Source organism: Blastococcus carthaginiensis, from assembly GCF_030731085.1.
GTDB classification, from domain to species: domain Bacteria; phylum Actinomycetota; class Actinomycetes; order Mycobacteriales; family Geodermatophilaceae; genus Blastococcus; species Blastococcus carthaginiensis.
On sequence record NZ_JASNFN010000004.1, the window covers coordinates 103,196 to 127,979 of the forward strand.

The 24,784-nt window shown below is 74.7% G+C and carries 25 protein-coding genes and 1 tRNA gene; 16 read left to right on the forward strand and 10 right to left on the reverse strand.

The window, feature by feature from the left end; all coding sequences use genetic code 11:
* Positions 1-98: 98 nt before the first annotated feature.
* From QOZ88_RS05510 to QOZ88_RS05535, 6 genes are all read left to right on the forward strand, one after another.
* Positions 99-620 carry a sigma-70 family RNA polymerase sigma factor gene (locus tag QOZ88_RS05510; RefSeq protein WP_305998792.1) on the forward strand — a complete coding sequence of 174 codons (522 nt, stop codon included), beginning with the start codon at positions 99-101 and terminating at the stop codon, positions 618-620.
* On the forward strand, positions 604-1,686 hold the full coding sequence (locus tag QOZ88_RS05515; RefSeq protein ID WP_305998793.1) for a hypothetical protein: 1,083 nt from the start codon (positions 604-606) through the stop codon (positions 1,684-1,686). Before QOZ88_RS05510 ends, QOZ88_RS05515 begins: the two co-directional genes overlap by 17 nt.
* 19 nt (positions 1,687-1,705) lie before the next feature.
* Positions 1,706-2,677 (forward strand): ABC transporter ATP-binding protein, encoded by a 972-nt coding sequence (locus QOZ88_RS05520; protein WP_305998794.1) that lies wholly within the window; start codon positions 1,706-1,708, stop codon positions 2,675-2,677.
* Positions 2,678-2,750: 73 nt separating this feature from the next.
* Positions 2,751-3,596, forward strand: coding sequence for an ABC transporter permease (locus tag QOZ88_RS05525; protein ID WP_305998795.1), 846 nt, complete (start codon positions 2,751-2,753; stop codon positions 3,594-3,596).
* A 145-nt stretch (positions 3,597-3,741) separates the two neighbouring features.
* Positions 3,742-6,345 carry a bifunctional FO biosynthesis protein CofGH gene (locus QOZ88_RS05530; protein ID WP_305998796.1) on the forward strand — a complete coding sequence of 868 codons (2,604 nt, stop codon included), beginning with the start codon at positions 3,742-3,744 and terminating at the stop codon, positions 6,343-6,345.
* Between the two features lie 69 nt (positions 6,346-6,414).
* The gene (locus QOZ88_RS05535; RefSeq protein ID WP_305998797.1) at positions 6,415-6,858 is read left to right on the forward strand and encodes a hypothetical protein; all 444 of its coding nucleotides are present in this window, start codon (positions 6,415-6,417) and stop codon (positions 6,856-6,858) included.
* Positions 6,859-6,908: 50 nt separating this feature from the next.
* Here the strand turns inward: QOZ88_RS05535 and QOZ88_RS05540 are convergent, their stop codons facing one another.
* Entirely contained in the window at positions 6,909-7,745 is an 837-nt protein-coding gene (locus QOZ88_RS05540; protein ID WP_305998798.1) for an alpha/beta hydrolase, read from the reverse strand.
* A 52-nt stretch (positions 7,746-7,797) separates the two neighbouring features.
* On the opposite strand from QOZ88_RS05540, the gene QOZ88_RS05545 reads away from it, so the two are divergent.
* The 3 genes from QOZ88_RS05545 to QOZ88_RS05555 all read left to right on the forward strand — a co-directional run bounded on the left by QOZ88_RS05545 (position 7,798) and on the right by QOZ88_RS05555 (position 9,770).
* Positions 7,798-8,232 carry a cupin domain-containing protein gene (locus QOZ88_RS05545; protein WP_305998799.1) on the forward strand — a complete coding sequence of 145 codons (435 nt, stop codon included), beginning with the start codon at positions 7,798-7,800 and terminating at the stop codon, positions 8,230-8,232.
* A gap of 323 nt (positions 8,233-8,555) precedes the next feature.
* Positions 8,556-8,882, forward strand: a complete 327-nt coding sequence (locus tag QOZ88_RS05550; protein WP_305998800.1) for a hypothetical protein — start codon at positions 8,556-8,558, stop codon at positions 8,880-8,882.
* Positions 8,883-9,353: 471 nt separating this feature from the next.
* Entirely contained in the window at positions 9,354-9,770 is a 417-nt protein-coding gene (locus QOZ88_RS05555; protein WP_305998801.1) for a hypothetical protein, read from the forward strand.
* A 21-nt stretch (positions 9,771-9,791) separates the two neighbouring features.
* Here the strand turns inward: QOZ88_RS05555 and QOZ88_RS05560 are convergent, their stop codons facing one another.
* Together QOZ88_RS05560 and QOZ88_RS05565 are read right to left on the reverse strand one after the other, a co-directional pair.
* Complete coding sequence (locus QOZ88_RS05560; RefSeq protein WP_305998802.1) at positions 9,792-10,043, reverse strand: Txe/YoeB family addiction module toxin; 252 nt, start codon at positions 10,041-10,043, stop codon at positions 9,792-9,794.
* Complete coding sequence (locus tag QOZ88_RS05565) at positions 10,040-10,285, reverse strand: type II toxin-antitoxin system Phd/YefM family antitoxin (RefSeq protein WP_305998803.1); 246 nt, start codon at positions 10,283-10,285, stop codon at positions 10,040-10,042. The genes QOZ88_RS05560 and QOZ88_RS05565 overlap by 4 nt, the downstream gene beginning before the upstream one ends.
* 96 nt (positions 10,286-10,381) lie before the next feature.
* Between QOZ88_RS05565 and QOZ88_RS05570 the strand changes: the two genes are divergently transcribed.
* Genes QOZ88_RS05570 through QOZ88_RS05580 form a run of 3 tightly spaced genes read left to right on the forward strand, consistent with a single transcriptional unit; the run spans position 10,382 to position 13,510 of the window.
* The gene (locus QOZ88_RS05570) at positions 10,382-11,395 is read left to right on the forward strand and encodes an NADPH:quinone reductase (RefSeq protein WP_305998804.1); all 1,014 of its coding nucleotides are present in this window, start codon (positions 10,382-10,384) and stop codon (positions 11,393-11,395) included.
* A gap of 33 nt (positions 11,396-11,428) precedes the next feature.
* Entirely contained in the window at positions 11,429-11,785 is a 357-nt protein-coding gene (locus QOZ88_RS05575; RefSeq protein ID WP_305998805.1) for a cupin domain-containing protein, read from the forward strand.
* Positions 11,786-11,821: 36 nt separating this feature from the next.
* Positions 11,822-13,510, forward strand: a complete 1,689-nt coding sequence (locus QOZ88_RS05580) for a DUF885 domain-containing protein (RefSeq protein ID WP_305998806.1) — start codon at positions 11,822-11,824, stop codon at positions 13,508-13,510.
* A gap of 123 nt (positions 13,511-13,633) precedes the next feature.
* Here QOZ88_RS05580 and QOZ88_RS05585 read toward each other — a convergent pair whose 3' ends face one another.
* Genes QOZ88_RS05585 through QOZ88_RS05595 form a run of 3 tightly spaced genes read right to left on the reverse strand, consistent with a single transcriptional unit; the run spans position 13,634 to position 18,407 of the window.
* A complete protein-coding gene (locus QOZ88_RS05585; RefSeq protein WP_305998807.1) occupies positions 13,634-14,788 on the reverse strand; it encodes an acyl-CoA dehydrogenase family protein in 1,155 nt (384 codons plus the stop codon).
* Positions 14,788-16,788, reverse strand: coding sequence for an acetyl/propionyl/methylcrotonyl-CoA carboxylase subunit alpha (locus QOZ88_RS05590; protein ID WP_305998808.1), 2,001 nt, complete (start codon positions 16,786-16,788; stop codon positions 14,788-14,790). The genes QOZ88_RS05585 and QOZ88_RS05590 overlap by 1 nt, the downstream gene beginning before the upstream one ends.
* A 5-nt stretch (positions 16,789-16,793) precedes the next feature.
* On the reverse strand, positions 16,794-18,407 hold the full coding sequence (locus tag QOZ88_RS05595; protein WP_305998809.1) for a carboxyl transferase domain-containing protein: 1,614 nt from the start codon (positions 18,405-18,407) through the stop codon (positions 16,794-16,796).
* Between the two features lie 91 nt (positions 18,408-18,498).
* Between QOZ88_RS05595 and QOZ88_RS05600 the strand changes: the two genes are divergently transcribed.
* Complete coding sequence (locus QOZ88_RS05600; protein WP_305998810.1) at positions 18,499-19,125, forward strand: SACE_7040 family transcriptional regulator; 627 nt, start codon at positions 18,499-18,501, stop codon at positions 19,123-19,125.
* Positions 19,126-19,189: 64 nt separating this feature from the next.
* Here QOZ88_RS05600 and QOZ88_RS05605 read toward each other — a convergent pair whose 3' ends face one another.
* Both QOZ88_RS05605 and QOZ88_RS05610 read right to left on the reverse strand, forming a co-directional pair.
* Positions 19,190-21,016 (reverse strand): hypothetical protein, encoded by a 1,827-nt coding sequence (locus QOZ88_RS05605; protein WP_305998811.1) that lies wholly within the window; start codon positions 21,014-21,016, stop codon positions 19,190-19,192.
* An 82-nt stretch (positions 21,017-21,098) separates the two neighbouring features.
* Positions 21,099-22,277, reverse strand: a complete 1,179-nt coding sequence (locus QOZ88_RS05610) for a hypothetical protein (protein WP_305998812.1) — start codon at positions 22,275-22,277, stop codon at positions 21,099-21,101.
* Between the two features lie 156 nt (positions 22,278-22,433).
* Between QOZ88_RS05610 and orn the strand changes: the two genes are divergently transcribed.
* Together orn and QOZ88_RS05620 are read left to right on the forward strand one after the other, a co-directional pair.
* Positions 22,434-23,081: an oligoribonuclease gene (gene orn / locus QOZ88_RS05615; protein WP_305998813.1), complete on the forward strand. Its 648-nt coding sequence runs from the start codon at positions 22,434-22,436 to the stop codon at positions 23,079-23,081.
* Between the two features lie 86 nt (positions 23,082-23,167).
* Positions 23,168-23,240: transfer RNA gene (locus QOZ88_RS05620), tRNA-His, on the forward strand.
* A 312-nt stretch (positions 23,241-23,552) separates the two neighbouring features.
* On the opposite strand, the gene QOZ88_RS05625 is transcribed toward QOZ88_RS05620, so the two are convergent.
* Together QOZ88_RS05625 and QOZ88_RS05630 are read right to left on the reverse strand one after the other, a co-directional pair.
* Complete coding sequence (locus tag QOZ88_RS05625) at positions 23,553-23,831, reverse strand: hypothetical protein (RefSeq protein ID WP_305998814.1); 279 nt, start codon at positions 23,829-23,831, stop codon at positions 23,553-23,555.
* A gap of 132 nt (positions 23,832-23,963) precedes the next feature.
* Positions 23,964-24,272: a helix-turn-helix domain-containing protein gene (locus tag QOZ88_RS05630; RefSeq protein ID WP_319946874.1), complete on the reverse strand. Its 309-nt coding sequence runs from the start codon at positions 24,270-24,272 to the stop codon at positions 23,964-23,966.
* Here QOZ88_RS05630 and QOZ88_RS05635 point away from each other — a divergent pair.
* Positions 24,263-24,754, forward strand: a complete 492-nt coding sequence (locus QOZ88_RS05635; protein ID WP_305998815.1) for a hypothetical protein — start codon at positions 24,263-24,265, stop codon at positions 24,752-24,754. The genes QOZ88_RS05630 and QOZ88_RS05635 overlap by 10 nt on opposite strands.
* The last annotated feature ends 30 nt before the right edge of the window (positions 24,755-24,784 follow it).

A 24,784-nucleotide genomic window follows, 5' to 3' on the forward strand; every position in this document is an offset into this window, starting at 1 on the left:
GCTACACCGGCATGGACCTCGTACGGCACGGACGGCCGGCACCGGCGGCCGTCCTGACATTCCCCGGTGCGGTGCGCCGGGTCGGAGGGACGGGCGGCGTGCCGGCAGCAGCGACCCGCGGTGCGGTGCGGCCCGACCTCGAGGAGGTCTTCCGCCGGGAGTACCAGCGGGTCGTCGGCGTGGCCGCCCGGGTGCTGGGCTCCCGCGACCAGGCCGAGGACGTCGCCCAGGAGGTCTTCCTGTCCTTCGGCCGCTCGGCGGTGCCCGCCGCCGAGGCCGGCGGCTGGCTGTCGGTCGCCGCGGCGCACACCGCGCTCAACCTGATCCGCTCCGGTCGCCGCCGCACCTCCCGGGAGGAGACGGTGGCCGCCACGGCCGAGGCCGTCACCCCCGACGTGGCCGACACCGTGCTGACCCTCGAGGACCGCAGCCGCGTCCGGGCGGCCCTCGCCCGGCTGCCCCGCAAGCAGGCGACCGCGCTGGTGCTGCGCCACAGCGGGCTGAGCTACGCCGAGGTCGCCACCGCGCTCGATCTGTCACCCGGCAGCGTCGGCACCACCGTCCGCCGCGCCGAATCCGCACTTCGCGAGGAGCTGAACCGTCATGCCTCACCCGAATGAGGGCGTCCTGCGCCGGCTGGTCGACGAGCCGGCCGGGGTCTCCGACGCCGACCGCACCCACGTCTCCGGCTGCCCGGTCTGCCTGCGCGCGCTCGACGACGCCCGGGCCGACGCTCAGCTCGTGGGGGCGGCGCTCGGCGGGCCGGGCGCCGTGGACACCGACGCCGCCTGGGCCCGGTTCTCCGCCGCCGGGTCCTCGACCGTTCCCGCATCCCGCCCGGCGCGCGCCGCGACGCGGAGGCGCTGGGGCGCCGCCGCCCGCCGGCCCGCGGTGGCCGCGCTCGGCGCGGTCGCGCTGCTGACCGGCGCCGGGGTCGCGGCCGCCAACGACTGGCTGCCGATCTTCCAGACCGAGCGGGTCGACCCGGTCGAGGTCACCGCCACCGACCTGGTGCAGGTGCCCGACCTCTCCGCCTACGGCGACCTGCAGATCACCCAGCAGCCCGACCCGGAGCAGGTGCCCGACGCCGCCACCGCGCGGGAGCGCACCGGGCTGGACGTCCCGGAGGTCGCCGAGCTGCCCGAGGGCGTGACCGGCGATCCGGCCTACCAGGTCGCCGGCGTGGTGGGCGCCACCTTCACCTTCTCCGCCGACAAGGCCGCGCAGGCCGCCGCGGCCGAGGGCGAGGTCCTGCTGCCCCCGCCCCCCGGGATCGACGGGAGCACCCTCCGGTTCCAGGCCGGGCCCGGGGTGGCCGCGATGTGGTCGCAGCCCACCGGCGTGCCGACCCTCGTCGTCGCCCGGGTGGGGGCGCCCCAGGTCTTCTCCTCGGGCGTGCCCTTCGAGACGGTCCGCGACTACCTGCTCTCGCTGCCCGGGCTCCCCGACGGGCTCGCCGACCAGCTGCGCGACCTCTCCACCGACGCCGCGACCCTGCCGCTGCCGGTGCCCGCGGAGATGGTCACCAGCTCCACGGCCGACGTCGACGGCTCGGAGGCGACCGTGCTCACCTCCCGCAACGGGCTCTTCGCCGGCGTGGTGTGGGTGGAGGACGGCGTGATGACCGGGGTCGCCGGGTCGCTCAGCGCCGACGAGCTGCTGTCGGTCGCCCGTGGGCTCGGCTGACGCCGCTACGGTCCGGGGCATGGCAACCGGCACGACGGCGGTGGGGACGGCGGGCGGTGCGCTCGACGGCCTGCCGCCGTCCCCGGCGGTCTGGTGCTCCGGGCTGCGCAAGCGGTACGGACGCCGGACCGCCGTCGACGACGTCTCCTTCACCGTCGGCCGCGGCGAGGTCGTCGGCCTGCTCGGGCCCAACGGCGCCGGGAAGACCAGCGTCATCAAGATGCTGCTCGGCCTCGTGCGGCCCGACGCCGGCGAGGTGCTGCTGCTCGGCCGCCCGTCGTCGGACCCCCGCTCGCGCAGCGCCGTCGGGTACCTCCCCGAGCTGTTCCGCTACCAGCCGTGGCTGACTGCGGCCGAGGTGCTGGACCTGCACGTGAAGCTTTCCCGGGTCGACGTCCCCGCCGAGGAGCGCCGGGAGTGCCTGGCGCTGGTGGGCCTGGCGGAGCGGACCGGCGACCGGGTCGGCGGCTTCTCCAAGGGGATGCAGCAGCGGCTCGGGCTCGCCGTCGCCCTGGTCGCCCGGCCCGAACTCGTTGTCCTCGACGAGCCGACCAGCGCGCTGGACCCGCTGGGCCGGGTGGACGTCCGCGACATCGTGCTCTCGCTGCGGGCCCGCGGCGTCGCCGTGCTGCTGAACTCGCACCTGATCGGCGAGGTCGAGCGGGTGTGCGACCGGGTGGTCATCCTCGACCGGGGCCGGGTGGCGGCCTCGGGCACCCTCGCCGAGCTGCTCGGCCAGCACGAGGTGCGGCTGCGGCTGGGCGACGTGGCCCCGCGGGTCGAGGAGCGGCTGCGCGTGACCGGCACGCTGACCCGCAGCGGCGACTGGTTCACCGTCGCCCTGGCCGCCGAGGACGACGGCGTCACCGTGCCCGACCTGGTGCGCGACCTGGTCGGCCTCGGGGTCCGCGTGCACGCCGTCGAACCGGTGCGGATCAGCCTGGAGGAACGGCTGCTCGCCGTGCTGCGCCACGACGAGCCGGCACCGTGACCGAGCTCGCGAGGTCGCGCACGGGCGCAGCATCGCCGGTCACGTGGACGACCAGCGCCGGCGAGGAGAACACGTGATCGTCCTGACCGTCGCGGGGCTCACCCTGCGCGAGGCGTTCCGGCGCAAGGTGGTCTGGGCGTTGCTGATCCTGACCGTGGCGCTGCTCGCGCTCAGCGGCTGGGGGTTCTCCCGGCTGATCGGCCTGGACACCGAGCTCGGCACGCTGACCAGCGGCGAGGCCCGCCTCGTGGCCTCGATGCTGATCAACCTGATCATGTTCGGCTTCAGCCTGATCGCGGCGATCGGCACCGCCTTCCTCGCCGGCCCGACGCTCGCCGGTGAGGTCGAGTCGGGGCAGGCGCTGGCGGTGCTCGCCCGGCCGGTCCGCCGGTCCTCGGTGCTGCTGGGCAAGTGGCTGGGCCTGCTCACCTTCGGCTGCGGGTACGTGGTGCTGGCCGGCCTGGCGCAGTTGCTCGTCGTGCGGGCGGTGGTCGGCTACTGGCCGCCGTCCCCAGCCGCGGGACTGGCCCTGCTGGGGGCCGAGACGATCGTGCTCCTCACCCTGGCGCTGCTGCTCTCCAGCGTCATCTCGCCGATGGCGTCGGGCATCGTCGCGGTCGGCCTCTTCGGCGCCACGTGGGTCGCCGGCGTGGTCGGGGGCATCGGCGGGGCGCTGGGCAACGAGGGCGTCGAGCGGGTGGGCAGCGTGTCGCGGGTGCTCCTGCCCACCGACGGCCTGTGGCGCGGCGCCATGAACGCCTTCCAGGACCCGGGTGCGCTGATCCAGATGGGCCCGGAGGGCGGCTTCCCCTTCCTCGCCGATGCCCCGCTGAGCCCTGCGTACCTGGCCTGGGCCGTGGTGTGGGTCGCCGTGATCCTCGGCCTGACCGCCCTGTCCTTCCAGCGCCGCGACGTCTGACGTCCCGCCCGCCGGTCGAGCACCGGACGTCGTGCGCCGGTGCGCAGTTCGGGACCTGGATGTGCGCATCAGCGCACACCTACGGGCGGTTCCGACGGGGCGGGCAGCCCGCCCGTCAGCTGCGCGGGCTAGCGTCGGAGGCGCTATGACTGCGCTCCCCGCACCGTCCGAGTCCGCCCTTCGCCGTGCCCTGGTGCGCGCCGAGCGCGGGGTGGCCCTCGACGCCGTCGAGGCCGAGACCCTGCTGCACGCCCGCGGGCTGGCCGAGGGCGACCCGCTGGACCGACTGCTCACCGCCGCGGCCCGGGTCCGCGACGCGGGCCTGACCAGCGCCGGGCGACCGGGCGTCGTCACCTACAGCCGCAAGGTGTTCATCCCGCTCACCCACCTGTGCCGCGACCGCTGCCACTACTGCACGTTCGTGACCACCCCGGGGCAGCTGCGCGCCGAGGGGAAGGCGCCCTACCTCTCCCCCGACGAGGTGCTGCGGATCGCCCGCGACGGCGCCGCGCTGGGCTGCAAGGAGGCGCTGTTCACCCTCGGCGACCGCCCCGAGGACCGTTGGCCGGTCGCCGCCGAGTGGCTGGAGGCGCATGGCTTCGACTCGACGCTGGGCTACCTGCGGGCGATGGCGATCCGGGTGCTGGAGGAGACCGGGCTGCTCCCCCACCTCAACCCCGGCGTGCTGACCTGGGAGGAGATCCAGCGGCTGAAGCCCGTCTCCGCCTCGATGGGGATGATGCTGGAGACGACGGCGACGCGGCTGTGGTCGGAGAAGAGCGGCCCGCACTTCGGCAGCCCCGACAAGGAGCCCGCGCTCCGGCTCCGGGTGCTGGAGGACGCCGGGCGCTCCGCCGTCCCGTTCACCACCGGCGTGCTGCTGGGCATCGGCGAGGACTACGCCGAGCGGGTCGACGCCGTCCTGCAGATCCGGGCCGCAGCACTGCGGCACGGGCACGTGCAGGAGGTCATCGTCCAGAACTTCCGGGCCAAGCCGCGGACGGCGATGCAGGCCCACGACGACCTGGAGCTGCAGGAGTACGTCGCCGCCGTCGCCGTCACCCGGCTGCTGCTCGGCCCGAAGGCACGGGTGCAGGCGCCGCCGAACCTGTCCGACTCCACCGAGCTCGGGCTGCTGCTGCGCGCCGGGGTCGACGACTGGGGCGGCGTCTCCCCGCTGACGCCCGACCACGTGAACCCCGAGCGGCCGTGGCCGAACATCGACAAGCTGGCGGCGCTCACCGCCGAGGCCGGCTTCACGCTGCGCGAGCGGCTGGCCGCCCAGCCGCCGTACGTGCGGCAGCCCGAACCGTGGCTGGACCCGCGGGTGCGGCCGCACATCGACGCGCTCGCCGGGCCCGACGGGCTGGCCGTCGAGGGGCGCCTGCCGGTCGGGCTGCCGTGGCAGGAGCCCGACGAGTCGTGGACGTCGTCGGGCCGGGTCGACCTGCACGTCGAGGTCGACACCGTCGGGCGCACCTCGGACCGGCGCAGCGACTTCGACGCCGTCTACGGCGACTGGTCGGAGTTGCGGTCACGCACCGAGAGCGCCCGCGACGGGCGCTCCACCGCGCTGGCTGCCGGTGACCGCGAGGTGCTGGCGGCGCTGCTGCACGCCGAGCGGGACCCGGCCGGGCTCTCCGACGCCGAGTACCTGGCACTGCTGGGCGCCGACGGCGCCGACCTCGAGGCGCTGTGCGGTCTCGCCGATTCCGTGCGCCGGGACGTCAACGGCGACGACGTCACCTACGTCGTCAACCGGAACATCAACTTCACCAACGTCTGCTACACCGGCTGCCGGTTCTGCGCCTTCGCCCAGCGGCGCACCGACGCCGACGCCTACACGCTCTCGATGAGCCAGGTCGGCGACCGGGTGGACGAGGCCTGGGCCGCCGGCGCGACCGAGATCTGCATGCAGGGCGGCATCCACCCCGACCTGCCCGGCACCGCGTACCTCGACCTGGCGCGCGAGGTGAAGAAGCGCCAGCCGGGCATCCACCTGCACGCGTTCAGTCCCATGGAGATCGTCAACGGCGCCGCACGCACCGGGCTGTCGTTCCGGGAGTTCCTGACCGCGCTCAAGGAGGCGGGGCTCGACTCGATCCCCGGCACCGCGGCGGAGATCCTCGACGACGACGTCCGCTGGGTGCTGACCAAGGGCAAGCTGCCGACGGCGACCTGGCTGGAGATCATCGGCACCGCGCACGAGGTCGGCCTGCCGACGACGTCGACGATGATGTACGGGCACGTCGACACCCCGGCGCACTGGGTCGGGCACCTGCGCACCCTCGCCGCACTGCAGGACCGCACCGGTGGGTTCAGCGAGTTCGTGCTGCTGCCGTTCGTGCACCACAACTCACCGATCTACCTGGCCGGCGTCGCCCGCCCCGGGCCCACGGTCCGCGAGAACCGGGCCATCCACGCCGTCGCCCGGCTGCTGCTGCACGGCCGGATCCCGAACATCCAGACCTCGTGGGTGAAGCTCGCCGACGCCGGCACCAAGGCCGTGCTGCAGGGCGGCGCCAACGACCTCGGCGGCACGCTCATGGAGGAGACGATCAGCCGGATGGCCGGCAGCGAGAACGGTTCGCTGAAGACCATCGCCGAGCTGGAGGCGATGGCCGCCGCGATCGGCCGGCCCGCCCGCCAGCGGACCACCGAGTACGGCACGCCGTCGCCCGAACGGATCGCCACCGCGCGGTCCGAGGAGGGCCGCACCCGGCTCACGCTCCCGATCACCCCGCGCTGACCGCGGCGCGGGCGTCCGGGTCGCACCTGACCCTTGCCGGTCCCCGGTGGCTCCTGACACGCTGCCGCCGTGGCGCTCCTGCGGACGGTCGACGCACCCGCGAGGTCCTGGCGGTCGGTCGCCGTCCTGACCGCGTGCGTCGTGGTCGCGGCGGCGCCCTACCTGGCCGGCGTGCTGATTCCCTACTACGTCAACGGCCTCGACGCGCTGCCGCTGGCCGAGGTGGCGAGCGGCGCCCACGACCCCAAGGACCTGTGGCCACAGGGGACCGTCGGCGGCCTCGCGCAGCTGGGCGGCTACCTCTCCCTGGCGCTGACCCCGATCGCGCTCCTCGCCGTCGGAGGGACGAGCGCTGCGGCGGTCGTGCAGGAGTGGCACACGCTGCCCGCAGCGCGGCGGGCTCCGCGGCCGGTCGCGGCCGCCTTCGTCGTGCTCTTCCTCGTCTGCGTCATCCTGCTGGCCTGGTTCTTCACGCCCACGGCGTCGGCGTTGTCGACCTGGCGCATGGACTGACCCGCCGGAGGCCACCTCCGGCGCGCGCTCTGGAGCGTGCCGCGCCCACGTCAGTCGCCCTCCGGCGCGACGGCCCGCTCGGCGAGCTCCACGACTGCCTCGACCACCTCCTCCCCCGCGAGCAGGACGAGGTCGTTGTGATCGGCACCCGGGACCTCCACCACCCGGTGCAGGCCCGCGGCGGCGTCGGCCACCGCCCGGCTCTGCGCCGGCGGGACGATCGAGTCCGCGCCGCCGTACACGACCGTGGTGGGCACCTCGATCCGGCGGACCTGCTCGGCCACCGGGTAGCGGTCCCGCAGCAGCGCCCGCACCGGCAGGAACGGGTAGTGCTCGCTCCCGACCGCGGCCAGGTCCACGAACGGCGAGCGGAGCACGAGCCCGGCAGGCGGGTGCTCCACCGCCAGCCGGGTGGCGACGGCCGCGCCGAGGCTCTCCCCGAAGTAGACGAGCCGGTCGGCCGGCACCCCGCCGCCCCCGAGCAGGAACTCCCGCGCCGCCCGCGCGTCGAGCGCCAGCCCGGCCTCGCTGGGGCTGCCCGGGTTGCCGGCGTAGCCGCGGTAGTCGAAGAGCAGGACAGCGAGCCCCTCGTCGGCGAGCTCCCGCGCCAGCGGCGCCCGCAGGCCGCGGTGGCCGCCGTTGCCGTTGGCGACCAGCACCCCAGGGGCGTCCGGCGTGCGGCCCGGGACGAACCAGGCGCCCAGCCGCAGGCCGTCGTCGGTCTCGAGCACGACGTCCCGCGCGCCCAGCACCGCCTCCGCCGCCGGCGGGAGAGGTCCGGCGTCCGGCAGGTAGACCAGGCGGCGCTGGAACGCCCACAGCAGGCTCACCAGGAGAGTGCACAGCAGGACGACGACGGCCGCACCCACCACCGTCCTGCGCAGCATCTCCCGATGGTCCCGCCTGCCGTGCACGGCCGACCAGCGCTAGCGTCCGTCCATGGCACCCGACCCCACCCCCGGCGGCACCGACCACTGGCACGCGCCGCTACGGCACGTCCGCGCGGCGGAGCTCTCGACCGACACCGGCCAGAGCAGCGGCATGACCCGGCGGGAGGCGGTGTCCGGGAAGAGCGTCGGGGCGGAGAAGGTCTGGATGGGCGAGGCGCACGTCGCGCCCGGCACCGCCTCGGCCAACCACCACCACGGCGACTCCGAGACCGGCATCTACGTGGTCTCCGGCCGGCCGGTGTTCGTGTTCGCCCGGGACGGCGAGGAGGTCCGGCTGACCCCCGAGCCGGGCGACTACGTCTTCGTGCCGCCCTGGACCCCGCACCGCGAGGAGAACCCCGGCGACGAGGAGGCGGTCGTCGTCCTGGCGCGCAGCAGCCAGGAGGCAGTCGTGGTGAACCTGCCCCCAGGGTCGCTTGCCTGAGAGACCTCGGCGCCCAGCCCGGCCGGCCCGGCGGTCTGCCAGCCAGTGCTGCTGCCCGCCCGTGGTGGGTGGGAGCGGCAGGCTGGAACGTCGGACCCCGTCGTCAGCCTCGCGGCCGTGGATGCCGTTGGTCACCAGCCGATCGCCGTTGATCGACATCCCCACGCCTTCGGCGGTCGTCCGTGACGTCACCTCAACTGGACCCGTCTCGCACACCCTCCCTCGACGTCATCGAGTCCGCCCTCACACGGGAGGAAGACTCCTACCGGGCTCGGGCCGCCTCCATCGAGACAAAGGCGGGACTCCTGCTCAGCGGCGCAGGCGTGCTGGTCGCACTCGTGAGCGCCCAGGCCGGCGTGGCCGGCCTCCTTGCCCAAGGCGTGGCCATCAGCACGGGAGCAGTGGCTGTCGGCGCCCTGTGGCCCCGGGTCGACAAGGGCATCCGGCCAGACAAGCTCAGGGATCGCTACCTGACGCAGCGGGCCGCGTTCACCCGTCTGGTTCTCCTCAACACACGGATCGACCTCCACGCGAAGGATGAGGAGCACTTGGTGCAGAAGGCGCGCCGACTACGGCTGGCGGCCCTTCTTCTCCTCGCCGCCGCTGCCGTAGTCGTCGTCGGCGGTATGGTCGACGTCATCCGGAGCTGAGGCGGTAGCGAGATGACACCGAGTACTGAGAGCCCCCAGGTGCCGGTGCCTTCGCCGTCATCAGAGCAGCCCGACTGGGCGGCCCTCTACCCCTCAGATCCCGAGATCATGGGGAGTGCGGAGGGCGACAGCAAGGGGCTTGCCGAGGTGCAGAGGGTGGCGCACGCTCGCCGAGAAGGGCGACGTGCATGAGCGAGAACCCAACACCCGAGGGCACCACCGCTGGCAACGAGACTCCCCCCGCACCTGCCGAGGCAACCTCCATGGTCGGAGTTCCTCTCCCTGCCGATCTACTCGTGTCGGATTCAGGCATTCTCGGCGAGTCACTGCGTGGCAGCGGCACACCCGAGGGGGCCGTGTTCACCGGCGACCTCGCGCCGGAGGCTCTGCACAGCCGCTGACTCGGTGACACCGCCGCAGCAAGCCGCTCGACGATCGAGCCGCGACTTCGGACGTCAGTAGCCTCGGGTCATGGGGTACTTCGGCACGCTCGTCTACAGCGAGGGACGCTGGCGCACAGGGCGGCCGACGGCGGTGCCGTTCCTCATGGTCGACGTCCACGACAGCGACATCGCGACCGTGGACTACCGCGCCGCCGACGCCTCCGGCGGCCGCTTCTTCCTCGGCTACGAACCCCGGATCTACTTCGACGAGCCCGACGCCTCGGTGCCGGTGGACGTCGACGCCGAGGCCGAGGGGTTCGCCCGGTGGGTGCGCGACGCGGTGGGCACGGAGCTCGAGCCCGCGGAGGTGCGGCGGCTCATGGCCTCGCCCGGCGGCGTGCCGCCCACCGACGAGGTGGTCGAGCAGACCGTCGAGCGGCTGCTGACCGTGTCCGGCCTGCCGGTCCCGGAGTGGCCGACCGACGACGACGCCCCGCCCGGCTGACGCATCGTCCGCCCGCTCGGCTCAGTAGTGGTACCTCACCTGCAGGACGACGAGATCGTTGCGCCGGACCGTGTGGACGAGCCGGCGCTCCTGATCGATGCGGCGCGACCAGCAGCCCGACAAGTCACCGCGCAGGCGTTCGGACTTCCCGGTGCCCGTGGCGGGGTCCCGAGCGGCCTCGGCGATCAGCCGGTCGATCCGCGCCAGGATCTTCCGGTCCCCCACCCAACTGGTGCAGTCCTCCCCGCCATGGGTCGTGAAGACGATCCTCACTCGAGCAGCTCGTGCGGCTCCGCCTTCCCACCGGCGGCCTCCGCCAGGCTCTCCCGCAGGCGCTCGGCATTCCTCGGCGACTGCAGGAGGTGCACCGTCTCCTTGAGCGAGTGGTACTCGTCGGCCGGGACGAGGAACGCGGTACCGCGCTTCGAGACGATCTCGACCGCGACCTGATCGGCGTTGACCTCTTCGATCAGCCGGAACAGCCGCTGACGGGCCTCGCTGGCGGTGACGGACATGAGACCTCCATCGGCGAGTGGTACGAGAAACCGTACGACTTCCTTCGACGCCGGGTAGGTGGTGTGCCTCCGATGAGCCGGGGTAGCGGCCGGTGTGTGCGAGCGATCTCCTACACCCAGCCCGGTGGCCCCGACGTCCTGGAGCTGGTCGACCGCCCGGTGCCCGAGCCCGGCCCCGGCGAGGTGCGGGTCCGCGTGGCCTTCTCCGGGGTCAACCCCACCGACTGGAAGTCGCGCACGAACGCGCAGCCCGGCCCGGACGGGCAGGTGCCGAACCAGGACGGCTCGGGCACCGTCGACGCCGTCGGCCAGGGCGTGGAGCCGGCGATGCTCGGCCAGCGGGTGTGGATCTGGGAGGCCGCGTGGCAGCGGCCGTGGGGCACCGCCGCGGAGTTCACCGTCGTCCCCGCGCGGCACGTCGTCCTGCTGGGCGAGAACACGCCGTTCGAGCTGGGCGCGGCGCTCGGCATCCCGTTCCTCACCGCGCACCGCTGCCTGACCGTGGCCGAGTCCCTCCCCGACCGGCTGGGGGCCGGGGCGCTCACCGGCCACACGGTCCTGGTGCAGGGCGGGGCGGGTGCGGTGGGCAACGCCGCCATCCAGCTCGCCCGCTGGGCGGAGGCGACCGTCATCGCCACCGTGAGCAGCCCGCGCAAGGCGCAGCTGGCGGCCGTGGCCGGCGCCGACCACGTCGTGGACTACAAGGAGCAGGACGTCGTCGCCGAGGTGCGCAAGATCGCGCCGAAGGGCGTGGACGCGATCGTCGAGGTCTCCGCCGCCGTCAACGCCGCCGTCGACGCCCAGGTGATCGGGATGCACGGCGCGGTCGCCATGTACGCCGACGACGGCGGCGCCGAGGTGACCGTGCCGGTGCGCGCGCAGATGGGACCCAACGCCCGCTGGCAGTTCGTGCTCGTCTACACCGAGCCCGAGCGGGCCAAGGTGCTCGGCATCGAGGACGTCGCCACCGCGGTCGCCGAGGGCGCGATACGGGTCGGTGAGGACGCCGGCCTGCCGCTGCACGTGCACCCGCTGGCCGAGACCGCGGCCGCCCACCAGGCGGTGGAGGACGGCGCCGTCGGCAAGACGCTGATCGACGTCACGGCCTGAGCGTGCGCCGACCGGCGTGGCTAGCCTCGGGCCATGAGCGGACCCGCGATGACCGACCTGTCCGCGCTCGCCGAGGAGCTCCTGGAGAAGGCCACCGGCGAGCACTCCGGCCGAGCCGGACGCACCCTGCCGCACCCCGTCGACGGGCTGCGGCAGACGGTGATCGCCTTGCGCGCCGGAGCGGAGCTGGGCGAGCACGAGAGCCCTGGGCCGGCCACGCTGCTGGTCGTCCGCGGCCGGGTCCGCCTGGTGGCGGGCGAGGCGTCCGCGCCCCTCGACGCCCACCAGATCTGCCCGATCCCGGACCGCCGGCACAGCCTGCACGCCGACGAGGACTCCGTCGTCCTGCTCAGCGTCGCGGTCCCGCAGCGCGCACCTTCCGCGCGCTGACGGCCGACCACGGATCACCGGGATAGCGTCAGCGGGATGACCGGCTCCCCCGCGCGCCCGCCGTCCCCCCTGGACCAGCTCGCCGACGGCTTCGTCGAGAGCTACGCCGCGGCCCAGCCGGTGGTCGCCACCTACATCGGCGTGCGCGGCCACGACGACCGGTGGCCCGACCTCAGCACCGACGGGCACGCCGCCCAAGCCGAGCTGCTGCGCCGCACCCGCGCCCAGGCCGAGGCGCTGGAGCCGGTCGACCGCCGGGACGAGATCGCCCGCAGCGCCATGCTGGAGCGGCTCGGCGCGGAGCTCGACCGCTACGACGCCGGCTACGCCCAGGCCGACCTGAACACGGTCGACAGCCCGCTGCAGGGCTTCCGCGAGGTCTTCGACCTCATGCCCACCGATTCCGACGAGGACTGGGCCGCCGTGGCGGTCCGGCTGGCGGCGCTGCCTGCCGCGCTGCTCAGCTACGCCCGCGGGCTGGACGGCGCCGCCGACCGCGGCCGGGTCTCCGCCGCCCGGCAGGTGCGGCTGGCGGCGGAGCGGGCACGGCAGTGGGCCGGCACGCCGGAACGGCCCGGCTTCTTCACCCGGCTGGCGCGCGAGGCGCCGGTCGAGCCGCGCAGCGCGCTGGGCCGCGACCTGGCCGACGGCGCCGAGCGGGCGTCGGGCGCTCTGCTGGGCTTCGCCGGGCACCTCGAACGGGTGCTGCTGCCACTGGCGCCGGAGGCCGATGGCGTGGGGCGCGACCGCTACCTGGTGGAGTCCCGGTACCACACCGGGGCGCGGCTGGACCTCGACGAGACCTACGACTGGGGCTGGGCCGAGCTCGCCCGCATCGTCGCCGAGAAGGAGCGGGTGGCCGAGGAGATCGCGCCCGGCGCGGGGGTGGCCGGCGCGATGGCCGCGCTCGACGCCGACCCGGCGCGGATCATCCGGGGCCGGGAGGCGCTGCAGGCCTGGCTGCAGGAGACCGCCGACCGCGCGGTGGCCGCGCTCGACGGCGTGCACTTCGACATCCCGGGGCCGGTACGCCGCATCGAGGGGCGGCTCACCCCCACCGCGGGCGAGGGCGTCTACTACACCGCCCCCAGCGAGGACTTCAGCCGCCCGGGTCGGATGTGGTGGTCGCTGCCCGAGGGCGTCGAGGAGATGACGACCTGGCGGGAGACCACGACCGTCTTCCACGAGGGCGTGCCCGGCCACCACCTGCAGATCGGGCAGACGGTGCACGACGCGGAGCGGCTCAACCGGTGGCAGCGGCTGCTCTGCTCCTGCTCGGGCAACGCCGAGGGCTGGGCCCTCTACGCCGAGCGGCTGATGGGCGAGCTGGGCTTCCTCGAGGACCCGGGCGACCGGCTGGGCATGCTCGACGCCCAGGAGCTCCGGGCGGCGCGGGTGGTGCTCGACATCGGGGTGCACCTGGATCTGCCCATCCCCGCGGGTGCGGCGGCCGGCACCCGCTGGGACTACGACGTGGCGCTGGCCTTCCTGCGCCGGCACGTGAGCATGGAGGACGCCATGCGCGTGGACGAGCTGCACCGCTACCTCGGCTGGCCCGGGCAGGCGCCGGTCTACAAGGTGGGCGAGCGGGTGTTCCTGACCTGCCGGGAGGAGGCCCGGCGGCGTGCGGGCGACGCCTTCGACCTGGCGCAGTGGCACCGCGACGTCCTGGCGCTCGGGCAGCTCGGCCTCGACCCGCTGGCCGCGGAGCTCGCCCGCCGCTGAGCGAGCGCGCGGCTCAGCCCGCGAGCGAGGCCAGGTGCTCCACCCGCGCGGGTGTGCGCTCCTCAGGGCTCCGCAGGTCGCGATGACCCCGGTGAGCGCACACCCGGGCGCGGTCGACGTCGGTCAGCCGACGCCGAGGTCGCGGGCGATGAGCATCCGCTGCACCTCGCTGGTCCCCTCGCCGATCTCGAGGATCTTGGCGTCGCGGTAGAAGCGGCCCACCGGGAACTCGTTCATGAACCCGTACCCGCCGTGCACCTGGGTGGCGTAGCGGGCGTTGTCCATCGCCACCTCGGAGCTGTACAGCTTGGCGATCGAGGCCTCCCGCTTGAACGGCTCGCCGCGCAGCATCTTCTCCGCCGCCCGGTAGTAGGCCAGCCGCGCGGTGGAGGCCCGCACCTCCATGTCGGCGATCATGAACTGCACGGCCTGGTTGCGGCCGATGGGCTGGCCGAACGCCTCCCGCTGCGCCGCGTACTTCACCGACTCGTCCACGCACCCCTGGGCGAGCCCGACCGACAGCGCGGAGATCGCGATCCGGCCCTCGTCGAGGATCGAGAGAAACTGCGCGTAGCCGCGCCCCCGCTCCCCCACCTGGTTCTCCTCGGGCACCCGGCAGTCGTCGAAGGAGAGCTCGCGGGTGTCCGAGGCATTCCAGCCGACCTTCGAGTACCGCTGGCCGACGGTGAAGCCCGGCGTCCCCGACGGCACGATGATCGCCGAGATCTCCTTCTTGCCGTCCGGCTTGGTGCCGGTGACCGCGGTGACGGTCACCAGCGACGTGAGGTCCGTGCCGGAGTTGGTGATGAACGCCTTGGAGCCGTTGATCACCCAGTGGCCGTCCTCCAGGCGCGCGGTGGTGCGCGTCGCCCCGGCGTCGGACCCGCCACCGGGCTCGGTCAGCCCGAAGGCGCCGAGCGCCTCACCGGTGCACAGCCGGGGCAGCCACTCCCGCTTCTGCTCCTCGGTGCCGAACCGGTAGATCGGCATCGCACCGAGCGAGACGCCGGCCTCGACGGTGATCGCCATCGAGCTGTCGACCCGGGCCAGCTCCTCGAGCGCCACGCAGAGGTCGAAGTAGGTGCCCCCGGCGCCGCCGTACTCCTCGGGGAAGGGCAGGCCGAACAGGCCGAGCTCCCCCATCTGCCGGACGATCTCCGTGGGGAACTCGTCGCGCTCGTAGAACTCCCCGATCTGCGGGGCGATCACCTCCCGGGCGAACTCCCGGACGGTGGTCCGCAGCGCCTCGGTCTCGTCGCTCAGCCGGTAGTCCAACATCAGTTCTCCTGCTGCTCAGGCGCGGCCGCCGGGGTCACCAGGGCCACCCGCTCGTCCAGCGCGACCGTCTGGCCCGCCGTCACCCCGAGCTCGGCCACCGTCCCCGCGACCGGGGCGGTGAGCACGTGCTCCATCTTCATCGCCTCGACGACGAGCAGCGGGGTGCCCGCCTCGACCTCGTCGCCGACGGAGGCGCGCACGACCGTCACCGTCCCCGGCATGGGGGAGGTCACGGCACCGTCACCCCCGGCCTGGCCGGCGGAGCTCGCTAGCCGCTCGTGCTCGCGCAGGGCCGTCACGCGGCCGCCGGCGGCCAGCCACACCGTCCCGCCGTCGTGCACCAGCGCGTAGGACGACGACTCCCCGGCGTAGGTGACCAGCAGCCGGTCGCCGTCCCGCACCGCCCGCGCCGGGGCGGGCGCCGCGTCGCCCACGGCCACCTCGGCGTCGGCGGCCCGGCCGCGCACCCGCACGGTCACCGGGTCGGCGCCGGCCACCTGGAGGCGCCGCACCGTCCACGCGGGCTCGCCCAGCCGCCAGCCGTCGGGGACGTCCCAGCGGTCGACGACGGGGCCGGCCGGCTCGGACTCCACCAGCAGCGCGAGCGCCGCGGCCGCGTAGACGTGCGCCGACGACTCGCGGACCGCGGTCAGCTCCTCGCCGCGCCGCTCGATCAGCCCGGTGTCCAACGTGCCGGCCACGACGTCCGGGTCGCCGAGCAGCGCGCGCAGGAAGGCCGCGTTCGTCGTCACCCCGAGGACGGCGGTGTGCCCGAGCGCCCCCACCAGGCGCGCCCGCGCGGTCTCCCGGTCGGGCGCCCAGGCGATGACCTTGGCGAGCATCGGGTCGTAGTCGGTGCCCACCCGCCCGCCGACGGCGAGCGAGCTGTCGACGCGTACTCCCGGGCCGGTGGGCTCCACCAGGCCGAGCACGGTGCCGGCCTGGGGCAGGAACCCGCGGGCCGGGTCCTCGGCGTAGAGCCGGGCCTCGATGGCGTGGCCGTCGAGCGCGACGTCGCTCTGGTCGATCGGCAGCGGCTCCCCCGCGGCCACCCGCAGCTGCAGCTCCACGAGGTCGAGCCCGGTGACCATCTCGGTGACCGGGTGCTCGACCTGCAGCCGGGTGTTCATCTCCAGGAAGAAGAAGTCGCGCGGCCGGTCGGCGTCGACGATGAACTCGACCGTGCCCGCACCCGTGTAGCCGACGGCCCGGGCGGCCTCGACGGCGGCGCGGCCCATGGAGGCGCGCATCGCGGTGTCCAGCAGCGGAGACGGCGCCTCCTCGATCACCTTCTGGTGGCGCCGCTGCAGGCTGCACTCGCGTTCGCCGAGGTGGATCACGGTGCCGTGGGCGTCCCCGAGCACCTGCACCTCGATGTGCCGGGAGTTGCCGACGTAGCGCTCCACGAGGAGGGTGTCGTCGCCGAAGGAGCCGCTGGCCTCGCGCCGCGCGCCGGCGATCGCATCCGGCAGCTCGTCCTCCGACCGGACGACCCGCATGCCCTTGCCGCCACCGCCGGCGCTCGGCTTGAGCAGCACCGGGAAGCCCACGGCGACGGCGGCGTCGGCGACCTCGGCGTCGCTCATGCCGGGCTCCGTCCGGCCCGGGACGACCGGCACCCCGGCGGCCATCACCGTCTGCTTGGCGCGGATCTTGTCGGCCATCGCCTCGATCGCGGCGACCGGCGGGCCGATGAAGACGATCCCCGCCGCCTCGCAGGCCCGGGCGAACTCCACGTTCTCCGACAGGAAGCCGTAGCCCGGGTGGACCGCCTGGGCGCCGGTGCGGGCGGCGGCGTCGAGCACCCGCTCGATGGAGAGGTAGCTCTGCGCGGCGGGGGCCGGCCCGATGGGGACGGCGACGTCGGCCAGCCGGGTGTGCAGCGCGCCGGCGTCGGCCTCGCTGTGCACGGCGACCGAGCGGATGCCCATCGCGCGCAGCGTGCGGATGACGCGGACGGCGATCTCGCCGCGGTTGGCGACCAGGACGGTGTCGAACATCTGGCTCACATCCGGAAGACGCCGTAGCCGACGTCCTCGAGCGGCGCGTTGGCGCAGGCGGACAGGGCGAGGCCGAGCACGGTGCGGGTCTGCGCCGGGTCGATGACGCCGTCGTCCCAGAGCCGTGCGGTGGCGTAGTACGGGTGGCCCTGCGACTCGTACTGGTCGCGGATCGGCGCCTTGAACGCCTCCTCCTCCTCGGCCGGCCACCCCTGCCCGCGGGCCTCGATCCCGTCCCTGCGGACGGTCGCCAGCACCGAGGCCGCCTGCTCCCCGCCCATCACCGAGATGCGGGAGTTGGGCCAGGTGAAGAGGAACCGCGGCGAGTACGCCCGGCCGCACATCGAGTAGTTGCCGGCGCCGAACGAGCCGCCGATGACCACGGTCAGCTTCGGCACGCGGGCGCAGGCGACGGCGGTGACCATCTTGGCGCCGTGCTTGGCGATGCCGCCGGCCTCGTAGTCGCGGCCGACCATGAAGCCGGTGATGTTCTGCAGGAACAGCAGCGGGATCTTCCGCCGGTCGCACAGCTCGATGAAGTGGGCGCCCTTGAGCGCGGACTCGGCGAACAGGACGCCGTTGTTGGCGATGATGCCGACCGGGTGCCCGTGCAGGCGGGCGAACCCGGTGACCAGCGTCTGCCCGTAGAGCGGCTTGAACTCCGCGAAGCGGGAGCCGTCGACCAGGCGGGCGATGACCTCCCGGACGTCGTAGGGCGTGCGCGGGTCCGGCGGCACGACCTCGTACACCGACTCCGGGGTGTGCAGCGGCTCCTCGGCCGGCTCGAGGTCCCACGGCCGCGGCTCGCGCGGGCCCAGCGTGGACACGATCTGGCGGACGATCTGCAGCGCGTGCGCGTCGTCGTCGGCCAGGTGGTCGGTGACCCCGCTGACCCGGCTGTGCAGGTCCCCCCCGCCCAGGTCCTCGGCGGTGACGACCTCGCCGGTCGCTGCTTTCACCAGCGGCGGCCCGCCGAGGAAGATCGTGCCCTGCTCGCGGACGATCACCGCCTCGTCGCTCATCGCGGGCACGTAGGCGCCGCCGGCGGTGCAGGAGCCCAGGACGGCGGCGATCTGCGCGATCCCGGCCTTGGAGAGGTTGGCCTGGTTGTAGAAGATCCGGCCGAAGTGCTCGCGATCGGGGAAGACCTCGTCCTGCATCGGCAGGAACGCCCCGCCGGAGTCGACCAGGTAGATGCAGGGCAGCCGGTTCTGCAGGGCCACCTCCTGGGCGCGCAGGTGCTTCTTCACCGTCATCGGGTAGTAGGTGCCGCCCTTGACGGTGGCGTCGTTGGCGACGACGACGCACTCCCGCCCCGAGATGCGGCCGATGCCGGTGATGATCCCGGCCGCGGGCGCCTCGCCGTCGTAGAGCCCGTGCGCGGCCAGCGGCGAGAGCTCGACGAAGGGGCTGCCGGGGTCCAGGAGTGCGTCGACCCGTTCGCGGGGCAGCAGCTTGCCCCGGGCGGTGTGCCGTTCGCGCGCCCGCTCGCCGCCGCCGAGGGCCACGGCGCGCAACTGGCCGGCCAGGTCGGCGACGAGCTCGGCGTGCGCCGCGGCGTTGCGGGCGGCGCCCGCCGGGTCGGCCGGCGAGGCGTGGGAGAGCACCGGTGCGTCCACGCCGCAGAGGTTAACCATGGTTCACCCTCGCGGTCCACTCCTCCCGGTCGAGGGGTTAACCGGTGTTCACCGCCGGGCTAGCATCCGTCGCATGACGTCGGCCGGCACGGGTCTGGAGCCGGGCTCCCCAGCCCAGGACAGCGCGCTGCACGCCGACGCCGCCCGGCCGTCCCGCCGCGAGCAGATCCTGCAGGCCGCCGCCCGGCTGTTCGCCGAGCGCGGCTCGCGCGCGGTGGGGGTGGACGACGTCGGGGCGGCGGTCGGGGTCACCGGGCCGGCGATCTACCGGCACTTCGCGAGCAAGGACGCGATGCTCGCCGAGATGCTGCTGCGCATCAGCGCCCGGCTCGCCGACGGCGGGCGCGACCGGGTGGCGGCCGCGGGCAGCGACCCGGCCGACCAGCTGCGCGCGCTCATCGGCTTCCAGGTCGAGTTCGCGCTGGACAACCCGGCGCTGATCGTCGTGCACGACCGGGACCTCGCCTCGCTGCCCGAGGCCGAGGCCGCCCAGGTGCGGCGGCTGCAGCGCCGCTACGTCGAGGTGTGGGTGGCGGTGCTGGCGCGGGTGCACCCCGACGCCGAGGCCGCCGCGTGCCGCGCCCGCGCGCACGCCGTCTTCGGACTGATCAACTCCACCCCGCACAGCGCGGGCCGCCTCGACCGGTCCGCGATGGCGGAGCTGCTCCGCGCCATGGCCTGGGCAGCGGCCACCGCCTGACGGAGAAGCCGGTCCCGCTCGCCGTTCGCCGGCGCGCCCCGACCCTCCGGGCCGTTCCGGGCCGTCACCTGAGAGGCGGCACCGGCAGGGCCAGGCCGTCGGAGGCGACCTTGTCCACCGCCGCGGCGCTGCCGGCGCCCGCACCGGCCCACGCGCTCTCGACGACGGTGACGGTGGAGCCGGACACCGCGCTGGCGTACTGCGCCGACCGCAACCCGGCCGGAGCACCGTCGTAGGTGACACCTTCGCGCAGCAGGTCGCTGACGTTGCCGCTGCCGTCGCGGTCGGTGAGCGCGCGCAGTTCGCGTGCGGCGGCGTCGTCGTCCATGGTCACCCGGGACACCGACACCACGACCGGTGCACCCTCCGCCTGCGCCGAGTACAGCGCGCGGGAGAGCCCGACGCAGTCGCGCGCGGCGAAGAACCCGGCCACCTCCCCGTAGGCGTGCCCGGCGCAGGTGTCGTCGACCTGCACCGCCTCCACGGTGTAGGCGGTGCCGTCCACCTCGCGCACCTCGCCCGGCGTGGGCCCGGCCACGACGGCGTCGGACGGGATCCCGACGTCGCCACCCGCGCCGTCGCCGGCCGGCTCGTCGCCGAGCAGCCACACACCGAAGACGCAGACGACCAGGACCGCCGCCACCGCGGCGGCCAGCACGGCGATCCGGCGGCGGTCGGCCGGCGTCCGGTCCCCGCCGCGCCCCGACGCGGTGGCACCCCACGCCGGGGAGAGCGGCGGCCGCGCGGGTCGCTCGGCGGCGGGTGGATCGGCGGCGGGTGACGCGGCGGTGGGTGACGCGGCCGGGAGCACCGCGGTACGGGGGCCGGACGGGGCCGGCGGCCCGTCGCCGCCGTCGCGGTCCGGCGTGCCGGTCCGCCCCTCGGTGCCCGCGTCGGGGCGCGGCGGGGCGGGCGCACCACCCACCTCGACGGTGTCGCGCTGCCCGGCGAGCCCCGGGGTCGCGCCCGTCGGCGCGGCCGCGGCCACGGCGGCGGCGTGCGCCGAGGCCACCGAGGCGGCGACCGCACGGGCCACGGCCGTGGCGCTCAACGCGCCGCCCTCGCCCTCCGGGGTGTCCGCGTTCCCGCCCGGCCCGGGCTCGCCGGCGTCCGGCGGGTCGGGCACCGGTGGGACGATCAGCGGCGAGGCGGCCATCGCCGCCGGGGTCAGCAGCTGGGGACGGCGCAGGACGTAGGGCGAGTACGGGAAGGCCTCGCCGCCCAGCTCCTCGACCGTGGGGCCGCGGCCGGGCAGCTCCAGCGCCGCCAGAGCCGCCCGCACGTCGGCGGTGGTCCAGAGCCGGGGGTTGGCGACGCCGGCGTGCCGGGCGGCCCGCGCGAACGCCAGCAGCAGGGAGCGGGGGTCGAGCGTGGCGACCAGGTCGCCCTCGCCGAGGTCGCCGTCGACGGGCACCAGCCCGGTGATCTCGCCGACCAGCACGGTGAGACGGGCGATCCGCCCCGGCTCCAGCCCGGCCCGGCGCAGCTTCATCGCGGTGTCCATGCCCGCGGCCATCAGCCCGTCGAGCGGCGAGGAGCCGCCACCGGCCAGGTGCAGCACCTGCTCGGGGCCGGGTCCGGCGATCGTCCAGGGCCCCTCGGGCTTCGCCGTCACCGTCCCGGACTGCCGGAGCACCTCGACGACGCGGATGACCGCGAGGCCCTCGGGGACCAGCAGCACCGCGTCGGACTGGCGGCGGCCGAGCGGCTCGTCGACCAGCGGGAGGGAGGCCACCACCGCGGCGCGGACCGAGGCGCCGGTGTCCCACCGGGTGAGCTCCCCGAAGAGCGCCCGCTCACCTGCCGTCTCCAGCGGCGCCGGGGTCAGGACCAGCACGTCGTCCTCCGGGCGGTCGGGATCTGCGGTCGGGGCCGGGCCGGTGCGGGCCACCGCCGGCGGCTCCCGCGGGCAGCCGACGACGACGCTACGTCATCGGTGCGACGGCTCCGTGGCGCGCGGAGCGGCTCCGGGTTCAGGCCGGGACGGTCGTGGCGGCCGGCTCGTCCGCGGCGCGCCAGCGCGCCAGCCAGGCGCTGGTGGCCAGCGCGTCGACCGCCGCCCACAGCGCGGCGGACGTCACCGCCACGGGCAGCACCGACCACCAGTTCCACGGCGGCAGCAGCCCCAGCTGCGCCAGCGGGTAGGCGACGGCGTACACCGCCGCGGTGACGACCGGGCCGGCCAGCCAGCCGGGGACCCGCCGGTCCACGGCGACGTCGACCAGCACCGCCCCCGCGATCAGCACCACCGGCAGCACCGACGGCGGGAAGTCCAGCGCCACCAGCCCGAGCCACATGAGCCCGCGGTAGCCGAGGTATCCCACGGCGACGAGCGTCGCCGTCCAGCGCAGGCCCACGACGCGGCGGGCGACGAGCAGCGCCAGCAGGCCCGCGCAGACCAGCCACGCCGGGTGCACCCACGACGGCACCGGCAGCATGAACATCGCCGGCGACTGGCCCTGGGAGGCCGCGAAGTCCAGCAGCGACGGCTCGGCCGTCGTCCGCCCGGCCTCGTAGGCCTCCAGCGACAGCACGCCGTACTCCTGGTGCTGGTTGGCGAAGAGCACGTTCTCGACGAAGAACAGCCAGAGCCCCAGCGAGACGAGGTCGCGGGTGCGCCCCGGCGCGGCGTAGAGCCACCAGCCGCGCAGCGCGCCGGCCAGCATGATCGCCGTCCCCAGGTAGAGCAGCGCGTGGCTGGGGCTCCAGCTGGTGATGTCCAGCCCGTTGATCCGGTGGTTGACCAGGTCGACCGGGATGGCGATCAGGAAGGTGGCGGTGCCGACCTGCATCCACCGCAGCGCGCGGCGGTCCACGCCGTAGCCGGTGTAGCTGTGGAACAGCACCAGGGCGACGACGACCGCGGTGCCCACGGTGTTGAGCAGGTGCGGGGGCGCGAGGTCGTCGCGCAGCCACTTGAAGTGCCAGGAGACGTCCCAGGAGGAGCCCAGCATCTTCAGCAGGAACGCCGCCAGCCAGGCGGTGTAGATCCAGCGCAGCTCGGTCTGCTCGGCGGGCCGCCCGGGCCGTCCCGGGGTCATGTACGCGGCCCACAGCCACCGCACCAGGGCGATCGGGTGGGCCAGGCCGGCGCGGAGCGTGCCGGGCGCCTGGGGCACGGCGGTGGCGACGGGTGCGGGTGCAGAGGACACGGGAGGGCTTCCTGACGGCGGGCGTTCGGGCGACCCTAACGGTCAGCCGCGCCGAATCCGAGCCCTTCGGGCCGCGCCGTCGCAGCCGCTGGGATGCGCGTCGACACGAGGGGTGATCGGGGCGGTCGTGGTGCGCGGTGCGTACTGTCGGGCGCCGTGGCGGAGAGCGCAGGGCACCTGGTCTGGATCGACTGCGAGATGACCGGGCTGGACCTCACCAAGGACAAGCTGATCGAGGTCGCGGTGCTCATCACCGACTCCGAGCTCAACGTCCTGGACCCGGGCCTGGACCTGATCATCTCCGCCGAGGACGCCGACCTCGACGGCATGACCGAGTTCGTGGCGGAGATGCACGCGAAGTCGGGGCTGACCGACGCCGTCCGGGCCGCCACGCTCACCGTGGCCGAGGCCGAGCAGCAGGTCCTGGCGTACGTGAAGCGGTTCGTCCCCGAACGGCGCACCGCTCCCCTGTGCGGCAACTCGATCGGCACCGACCGCGGATTCCTCGCCCGCGACATGCCCGAGCTCGACGACCACCTGCACTACCGGATGGTCGACGTCTCCTCGGTCAAGGAGCTGGCCCGGCGCTGGTTCCCCCGCGTCTACTTCGCCCAGCCGCCCAAGGGGCTGGCCCACCGGGCGCTGGCCGACATCATCGAGTCGGTGCGCGAGCTGGCCTACTACCGGCGCACGCTCTTCGTCCCGGCACCCGGGCCCAGCGGCGACCAGGCCAAGCAGGCCGCCGACCAGGTGGTCGGCTCCTTCGCCGAGCTGCTCGCGGCCGGGGACGCCGGCACCGCCTGAGCACGGCGACTCCCCCGGCGGGTCGCCCCGCGGCCTCCGGTATCGTTGTCGCGTTCCCCCGGGCCGCTGCGCCCGGGAGAAGCACGGTGGGTGTAGCTCAGCTGGTAGAGCACCAGGTTGTGATCCTGGGTGTCGCGGGTTCGAGCCCCGTCACTCACCCCGTCGCAGAAGGGCCCCGGTCAGGCGACTGACCGGGGCCCTTCTGCGTTCCCGCGGCTGGACCGGCGTGGCCGGACACGGCGAGACGTTGTCCCGCAGCACGACTTCGCACGCCTCGGAATGTCCGGTGGCGGGACAACGCCAGGAGCGACACCCATGCGGAGCGGCGATGACGTGGCGGCGTGACGCCTCATGGACATCGAAGTCGTCGCCGGTCATCGACGACGACCGGATGCTGGGCGGGGCTCACCGGCTGGCCCTGCGTCGGTGCCCTCGGGCGGGCCGCCCCGGCCCAGCCCCAGGATGCGGCCGTCAGGCGATCGCGGCGAGTGCACCCGGCGCGCTGACGGCGACTGTCAGCACGCTGGGCAGCCGCTCCAGCCGGAGGGTCACGAGGTCCAGCTCGTGAGGCGTGGCAGACAGGTCCACGGTGACCGTCCACCGCCCCTGGTCGGCCTCCTCGGCTGCCAGGCGGGTGAATCCGTGGTTGCGCCCGGTCAGCATGGTGAGGACGCGCTGCAGTCCCAGCGCGTCGGTGACGACGACGCGCACCTTGGCCGCGCTGGGAACGAGATCGTGGTGGGTGGTCATGGGTGCCTCCGGGCCGACGAAGCCCTGGTCAGCAGGGGAACGACCTCGACCGACGTGCTCTCGGACCCACCGGCGCGAGAGTCAGTCGCCGGCGAGCCCGCAGAGAATCCGGAACCCGACCACGCCGGCACGCTACCAGCGGCGGAGGAGCCCGCGAGCGGTGGCGGTGGCGGTGGCCACGGCAGCGGTCCGCCAATCGACGCCGAGCTTGGCGTAGACGTGCACGAGGTGGGATTTCACGGTCGCCTGACTGAGGAACAGTTGCTCGCTGATCTGCTGGTTGGACAACCCTTCGGCCACCAGCTGCAACAGCTCGACCTCACGGGGACTGAGCGTCTCGGCCGGCCTCCGCACCTGGTTCCGGCCGCCGAGCACCGTGCCCGGCGGCCAGGGCTGCGGGCGTCGTAGCCTCGCTGAGAATGGGGGTGGGCATGGCAGCACGAGGATGGACAGCGCTGCTGCTGCTGGCCGCCGTCTTCGCGATGCACGGTCTGCAGTGCACCGCCGCCACGACCGAGCACACGGCCGGCCACGGCGCGGCTCCGGTCGCCGCAGCCCCCGCCGGCCTGCTCGCGAGCGGTCCGCACCCGGGCCCGGTCAGCCGCGGCCTCGAGGCGCACACCGGCGTCCACGACGGAGACCCCACCAGCGCCCACGACACCGTTGCGACGATTGCCGCCGCCCCCCTGGCCGGCCTGCTCGCCGCGGGGCACGACAGCGCGCCGGCCGGAGCAGGCGCGCACCTGTGGTCCTTGTGCCTGGCGGTGCTCGCCGCCGGCCTCGCGGCGCTGGTCGCCCTGCTGCTGCCCCGCCTGCCGACACTGCTGCCGGCGGCGTGGGGGCGGCTGCGCGCGCACGCTCCCGCCGGCCTGGCGCCACCGCGCCCGCCGGACCTGCACTCCCTCTGCCTGCTGCGGATCTAGGCCGACCGCCTTCACCGCCGGCGCCTCAGC

Excerpts from the sequence above, each read along its gene's own strand:
- QOZ88_RS05515 (WP_305998793.1), top strand. The coding sequence starts at position 604 with ATGCCTCACCCGAATGAGGGCGTCCTGCGCCGGCTGGTCGACGAGCCG.
- QOZ88_RS05520 (WP_305998794.1), top strand. The coding sequence starts at position 1,706 with ATGGCAACCGGCACGACGGCGGTGGGGACGGCGGGCGGTGCGCTCGAC.
- QOZ88_RS05530 (WP_305998796.1), top strand. The coding sequence starts at position 3,742 with ATGACTGCGCTCCCCGCACCGTCCGAGTCCGCCCTTCGCCGTGCCCTG.
- QOZ88_RS05540 (WP_305998798.1), bottom strand. The coding sequence starts at position 7,745 with ATGCTGCGCAGGACGGTGGTGGGTGCGGCCGTCGTCGTCCTGCTGTGC.
- QOZ88_RS05545 (WP_305998799.1), top strand. The coding sequence starts at position 7,798 with ATGGCACCCGACCCCACCCCCGGCGGCACCGACCACTGGCACGCGCCG.
- QOZ88_RS05555 (WP_305998801.1), top strand. The coding sequence starts at position 9,354 with ATGGGGTACTTCGGCACGCTCGTCTACAGCGAGGGACGCTGGCGCACA.
- QOZ88_RS05565 (WP_305998803.1), bottom strand. The coding sequence starts at position 10,285 with ATGTCCGTCACCGCCAGCGAGGCCCGTCAGCGGCTGTTCCGGCTGATC.
- QOZ88_RS05575 (WP_305998805.1), top strand. The coding sequence starts at position 11,429 with ATGAGCGGACCCGCGATGACCGACCTGTCCGCGCTCGCCGAGGAGCTC.
- QOZ88_RS05580 (WP_305998806.1), top strand. The coding sequence starts at position 11,822 with ATGACCGGCTCCCCCGCGCGCCCGCCGTCCCCCCTGGACCAGCTCGCC.
- QOZ88_RS05585 (WP_305998807.1), bottom strand. The coding sequence starts at position 14,788 with ATGTTGGACTACCGGCTGAGCGACGAGACCGAGGCGCTGCGGACCACC.
- QOZ88_RS05590 (WP_305998808.1), bottom strand. The coding sequence starts at position 16,788 with ATGTTCGACACCGTCCTGGTCGCCAACCGCGGCGAGATCGCCGTCCGC.
- QOZ88_RS05600 (WP_305998810.1), top strand. The coding sequence starts at position 18,499 with ATGACGTCGGCCGGCACGGGTCTGGAGCCGGGCTCCCCAGCCCAGGAC.
- QOZ88_RS05625 (WP_305998814.1), bottom strand. The coding sequence starts at position 23,831 with ATGACCACCCACCACGATCTCGTTCCCAGCGCGGCCAAGGTGCGCGTC.
- QOZ88_RS05635 (WP_305998815.1), top strand. The coding sequence starts at position 24,263 with ATGGCAGCACGAGGATGGACAGCGCTGCTGCTGCTGGCCGCCGTCTTC.